Origin of the sequence: Citrobacter sp. Cb004, from assembly GCF_030337065.1 — a bacterium.
Lineage (GTDB): Bacteria > Pseudomonadota > Gammaproteobacteria > Enterobacterales > Enterobacteriaceae > Citrobacter > Citrobacter braakii.
Window position 1 is genome coordinate 1 of record NZ_JAOWCH010000041.1, and the last position, 5,402, is coordinate 5,402.

The window sequence follows — 5,402 nt, forward strand, 5'->3', positions numbered from 1 at the left end:
GCAACAACGCCCGCACCAACAGTACGGCCGCCTTCACGGATTGCGAAACGCAGACCGTCGTCCATCGCGATTGGGTGGATCAGGGTAACAACCATTTTGATGTTGTCGCCCGGCATTACCATCTCAACGCCTTCCGGCAGTTCGATGGTACCAGTCACGTCAGTAGTACGGAAGTAGAACTGCGGACGGTAGCCTTTGAAGAACGGAGTATGACGGCCGCCTTCGTCTTTGGACAGAATGTACACTTCAGATTCGAACTTGGTGTGCGGCTTGATAGAGCCCGGCTTAGCCAGTACCTGACCACGTTCGATTTCTTCACGTTTGATACCACGCAGCAGAACACCAACGTTCTCACCAGCACGGCCTTCGTCCAGCAGTTTGCGGAACATTTCAACGCCAGTACAGGTAGACTTAGCAGTATCCTTGATACCAACGATTTCAACTTCTTCACCAACTTTGATGATACCGCGCTCTACACGACCGGTAACAACGGTACCACGACCGGAGATGGAGAATACGTCTTCGATAGGCAGCAGGAACGGCTTGTCAATCGCACGCTCTGGTTCCGGGATGTAAGAATCCAGGAAGCCAGCCAGTTCGATGATTTTCGCTTCCCACTCTGCTTCGCCTTCCAGCGCTTTCAGAGCAGAACCACGAACGATCGGAGTGTCGTCGCCCGGGAAATCGTACTGAGACAGAAGTTCACGAACTTCCATTTCTACCAGTTCCAGCAGCTCTTCGTCATCAACCATGTCGCATTTGTTCAGGAACACGATGATGTACGGAACGCCTACCTGACGACCCAGCAGGATGTGCTCACGAGTCTGCGGCATCGGGCCGTCAGTCGCAGCAACAACCAGGATCGCGCCATCCATCTGCGCAGCACCGGTGATCATGTTTTTAACATAGTCGGCGTGGCCCGGGCAGTCTACGTGTGCGTAGTGGCGAGTCGGGGTGTCATATTCAACGTGAGAAGTGTTGATGGTGATACCACGAGCTTTTTCTTCCGGCGCGTTATCGATCTGGTCGAATGCACGAGCAGCACCGCCGTAGGTTTTAGCCAGTACGGTAGTGATTGCAGCGGTCAGCGTTGTTTTACCATGGTCAACGTGGCCGATAGTACCGACGTTAACGTGCGGTTTTGTACGTTCAAATTTTTCTTTAGACATCGATTGTCCCTCTAAGACACGGATAAATCGGTGATATCACCACATCAACCAGGCCATATGCCTGAGCTGTTGAATGCTTTTAAAAGTAAACAGAGAGAAACGGGAAGGAGAAGTGAAGTGGTGCTGATACCCAGAGTCGAACTGGGGACCTCACCCTTACCAAGGGTGCGCTCTACCAACTGAGCCATATCAGCACGTCTGGAGCGGGCAGCGGGAATCGAACCCGCATCATCAGCTTGGAAGGCTGAGGTAATAGCCATTATACGATGCCCGCATCCTGAAACTCGGCTACCCAGTTCTTTCTGTAATAAAAAAGAGATTTCTCTCTTTTTTATTCGAGCTGATTAATTTTTTAACCAACTCAGGCGGCGATAACGCTGCCAGAAAGTGGTGGTGGGGGAAGGATTCGAACCTTCGAAGTCTGTGACGGCAGATTTACAGTCTGCTCCCTTTGGCCGCTCGGGAACCCCACCGGACTTGATGGTGCCGACTACCGGAATCGAACTGGTGACCTACTGATTACAAGTCAGTTGCTCTACCTACTGAGCTAAGTCGGCATCAAGTAGCGCGCATTTTATGGAGACATGCGCACTCATGCAACTAAAAAATTGCATAAAATGTTCTATCGCTCACATTTTGCGCTATACGACCGATAAATAATCTATTTCTTCTTCGGATTGAACAAATTTCCAACGTCAGCCGCGCTCCCTGAAGGCATTTTGCTCCAGCATGCAGTTATCAATAGAGAGAAAGTGCATCTTTATACATCTGGAATAGCCGTCACATTGCGTTTCAGGGGACGATTTTTTCTTATTATTCCCCCCCATCTGGTGTTACCCTCCTGCCCATTGTCCAAATTAACTGAAATGTGCGTGCCATTGCGTACCGGGGATGATTTCGTTTTTTACCGCAGACCTGATATAGCAATGACAGCCAGACCATGCGTATGAGTATAAAAGAGCAAGCGTTAACGTCGCCTTACCTACAGTTTGATCGCAACCAGTGGGCTGCGCTTCGTGATTCCGTGCCAATGACTCTGACCGAGGAAGAGATTGCTCGTCTGAAAGGCATTAACGAAGACTTATCGCTGGAAGAAGTTGCTGAGATTTATTTGCCATTATCGCGTTTGCTAAATTTTTACATCAGTTCGAACCTGCGGCGTCAGGCTGTGCTGGAGCAATTTTTAGGCACCAACGGCGAGCGTATTCCTTATATTATTAGCATTGCTGGCAGCGTCGCCGTCGGCAAAAGTACGACTGCACGTGTGTTGCAAGCGTTGCTGAGTCGCTGGCCCGAGCATCGTAAGGTTGAGCTGATCACTACTGACGGTTTTCTTCATCCTAACCAGGTGTTGAAAGATCGTGGGCTCATGAAGAAGAAAGGCTTTCCTCAGTCCTATGATATGCACCGTCTGGTTAAATTCGTTTCCGATCTAAAGTCTGGCGTCCCCAACGTTACGGCACCGGTCTATTCTCATCTGATTTATGATGTGATCCCTGATGGCGACAAAACCGTTGCCCAGCCCGATATATTAATCCTCGAAGGGCTCAATGTATTACAAAGCGGGATGGACTATCCTCACGATCCACATCATGTATTTGTTTCTGACTTTGTCGATTTTTCTATTTATGTGGATGCGCCAGAAGAATTACTCCAGACGTGGTATATCAACCGCTTCCTGAAATTCCGCGAAGGGGCATTTACCAACCCAGACTCTTATTTCCATAACTATGCGAAATTGTCGGAAGACGAGGCAATCAACACGGCCACATCGCTGTGGAAAGAAATCAACTGGTTGAATTTAAAACAGAATATTTTACCAACGCGTGAGCGAGCCAGCTTAATCATGACGAAAAGCGCCAATCATGCCGTTGAGCAAGTCAGATTACGAAAATAAAAAAATAAAGGGGAGCCATAGCTCCCCTTCTTATTATTCAGCGCTTCTAAGCGATATTTCCCCACCCATCCAGGGTTTTATCACGCCATTTTGTTCGAGTAGTAATGCACCTTGCGCATCTATTCCACGAGATACGCCAAATATTTCTTTATCACCAATAATGAGTTTAACAGGGCGGTCGATAAAGTTATCCAGCGCCCTCCAGCGGGACAAATACGGCGCCAGGCCCTCATGCTCAAACAGTACCAGGGCAGCGCGCAGCTCGCGGATCAGTCGGGCAGCCAGAGTATTGCGGTCAATGGTAATACCCGCCTCCTGCAGATTAATCCAGCCTTGATTAACCACATTCTCCTCAACCCGACGCATGGACATGTTTATACCCGCCCCAATAACAATCTGTGCGGCATCGCCCGTTTTTCCGGTGAGTTCAACCAGGATCCCTGCCAGTTTACGGTCGAGCAAATAGAGGTCGTTCGGCCATTTAACACGCACTTTATCCGCGCCCAGATCGCGTAAAACCTCAGCCATGACAATACCAATCACCAGGCTCAGGCCAATCGCGGCTGCCGGTCCTTGTTCCAGTCGCCAGAACATTGAAAGGTACAGATTGGCGCCAAAGGGAGAGAACCATTTACGTCCACGACGACCACGACCGGCCTGCTGATACTCAGCGACGCAGGCATCCCCTGACTCCAGTTGACCAATTCGATCCATCAGGTACTGATTGGTTGAGTCGATAACCGGCAGGACCGTTATATTCCCGCCATCCAGCTGAGAATAAATAAGTGATGAATCTAATAGCTGGATAGGTTCAGGTAAGCTGTATCCTTTACCAGGGACAGTAAATACATCAACACCCCAGTCACGTAGCGTCTGGACATGTTTATTGATTGCCGCACGGCTCATTCCCAGCTTTTCACCGAGTTGCTCACCAGATTGAAATTCGCCATCGGATAATAATGAAATAAGCGTCAGGGGGACGGTATTATCCTTCATGCAACGATCTCCACGGCATTCACTTCACCCAGTGGGCCAATAAACCGGACTTCCGGTTCAAGCCAGACATTGAATTTCTCACCGACTTTTTGGCGTACGTGATGCGCCAGTTGCACCACATCCTGACTCGTAGCATGGCCTGCATTAATCAACACCAGTGCCTGCTGCTGATGTACCGCTGCACCACCAATGCGCATGCCTTTTAGCTGACATTGATCGATAAGCCAGCCAGCAGCCAGTTTCACAGAGCCATCAGCCTGCGGGTAATGAGGTGCAGTCGGGAATTTCGCCAGGAGCTCCTGCGCAATGTCCGCGGTGACAACCGGGTTTTTAAAGAAGCTCCCCGCATTACCGTTTACTTTTGGATCGGGCAGTTTTGTGGTGCGCATATGGCAAACAGAATCAAAAACCTGCCGAGGCGTTACCGTGGCAGGATCAAGACGCGTCAGGTCACCGTAAGTGAGAACGGGTTGCCACTGTTTAGGTAAGCGCAGACCAACAGCTACAATCGCGAAACGATCCTGGTACTCATGTTTGAAGATACTGTCGCGGTAACCAAATCGGCATTCTGCGGCGCTGACACGCAGATGTTTGCCGGTCGAAAGCTCTACGCAGTCCACGTATTCGCAGACGCGCCGCAGTTCTACGCCATAGGCACCAATATTCTGGATTGGCGATGAACCCACGCAGCCGGGGATCAGCGCCAGATTTTCCAGCCCGGGCATGCTTTGCTGCAGCGTATGCTCTACCAGATGATGCCAGTTTTCACCCGCGCCTACGTGCAAATGCCACGCATCAGGTTGTTCTGTAATCGCTATTCCCTTGATACGGTTGACGATCACCGTTCCATGGAAGGCATCAAGAAACAGGACGTTACTCCCTTCGCCCAGGATTAGCACTGGATGATGTGATGCATTGGCTGATTGCCAGGCATTTAGTAGTTGTTGCTCATTTTCGACACAGACAAGCACATTAGCGTGTTGATCGATACCGAAGGTGTTCCAGGCTTTAAGGGAGTGATTCATAGACGCTTTCCTGATGCAAAATCGCGCTTAGTTTACCGTATATGCAGCAGGATGGCTTGTTTTATGGAAGCTTAGGAGCAACCGATGAGGCTGCAATCACAATCAGAATAAGGTTTACAGGCCCCGTATCCGGTAATAACAGACGTTGGCCGGATAAGGCGGGAGGCCACCTCCGGCAGTTTTCACTCCCTTCAGACGCAAAAAAGCCCATCCGGCAGGATGGGCTTCTTCACTGATTTGATGCCTGGCAGTTCCCTACTCTCGCATGGGGAGACCCCACACTACCATCGGCGCTACGGCGTTTCACTTCTGAGT

General features: G+C 50.1%; 4 protein-coding genes, 4 tRNA genes, 1 rRNA gene and 1 pseudogene. 2 read left to right on the forward strand and 8 right to left on the reverse strand.

Annotation, left to right across the window (positions count from 1 at the left end; genetic code table 11):
* The 5 genes from tuf to OGV65_RS03440 all read right to left on the reverse strand — a co-directional run.
* Positions 1–1,169: elongation factor Tu (tuf, locus tag OGV65_RS03420; protein ID WP_286454612.1), on the reverse strand; the 1,169-nt coding region annotated here is incomplete at its 3' end.
* Positions 1,170–1,287: 118 nt separating this feature from the next.
* Positions 1,288–1,363 (reverse strand) — tRNA-Thr (locus OGV65_RS03425).
* Positions 1,364–1,368: 5 nt separating this feature from the next.
* A tRNA-Gly gene (locus tag OGV65_RS03430) sits at positions 1,369–1,443 on the reverse strand.
* Between the two features lie 114 nt (positions 1,444–1,557).
* A tRNA-Tyr gene (locus OGV65_RS03435) sits at positions 1,558–1,642 on the reverse strand.
* A gap of 8 nt (positions 1,643–1,650) precedes the next feature.
* A tRNA-Thr gene (locus OGV65_RS03440) sits at positions 1,651–1,726 on the reverse strand.
* 19 nt (positions 1,727–1,745) lie between these two features.
* Between OGV65_RS03440 and OGV65_RS03445 the strand changes: the two are divergent.
* Positions 1,746–1,826: pseudogene (locus OGV65_RS03445) on the forward strand (hypothetical protein); the annotation flags it as partial.
* Positions 1,827–2,115: 289 nt separating this feature from the next.
* Complete coding sequence (gene coaA / locus OGV65_RS03450) at positions 2,116–3,066, forward strand: type I pantothenate kinase (protein WP_003031107.1); 951 nt, start codon at positions 2,116–2,118, stop codon at positions 3,064–3,066.
* Positions 3,067–3,099: 33 nt separating this feature from the next.
* On the opposite strand, the gene birA is transcribed toward coaA, so the two are convergent.
* The 3 genes from birA to rrf all read right to left on the reverse strand — a co-directional run.
* A complete protein-coding gene (gene birA, locus OGV65_RS03455; RefSeq protein ID WP_103767370.1) occupies positions 3,100–4,062 on the reverse strand; it encodes a bifunctional biotin--[acetyl-CoA-carboxylase] ligase/biotin operon repressor BirA in 963 nt (320 codons plus the stop codon).
* Positions 4,059–5,087 carry a UDP-N-acetylmuramate dehydrogenase gene (gene murB, locus OGV65_RS03460; RefSeq protein ID WP_049282959.1) on the reverse strand — a complete coding sequence of 343 codons (1,029 nt, stop codon included), beginning with the start codon at positions 5,085–5,087 and terminating at the stop codon, positions 4,059–4,061. Before murB ends, birA begins: the two co-directional genes overlap by 4 nt.
* 242 nt (positions 5,088–5,329) lie before the next feature.
* Positions 5,330–5,402: ribosomal RNA gene (gene rrf / locus OGV65_RS25465) — 5S ribosomal RNA — on the reverse strand; the annotation flags it as partial.

Excerpts from the sequence above, each read along its gene's own strand:
- coaA (WP_003031107.1), top strand. The coding sequence starts at position 2,116 with ATGAGTATAAAAGAGCAAGCGTTAACGTCGCCTTACCTACAGTTTGAT.
- murB (WP_049282959.1), bottom strand. The coding sequence starts at position 5,087 with ATGAATCACTCCCTTAAAGCCTGGAACACCTTCGGTATCGATCAACAC.
- birA (WP_103767370.1), bottom strand. The coding sequence starts at position 4,062 with ATGAAGGATAATACCGTCCCCCTGACGCTTATTTCATTATTATCCGAT.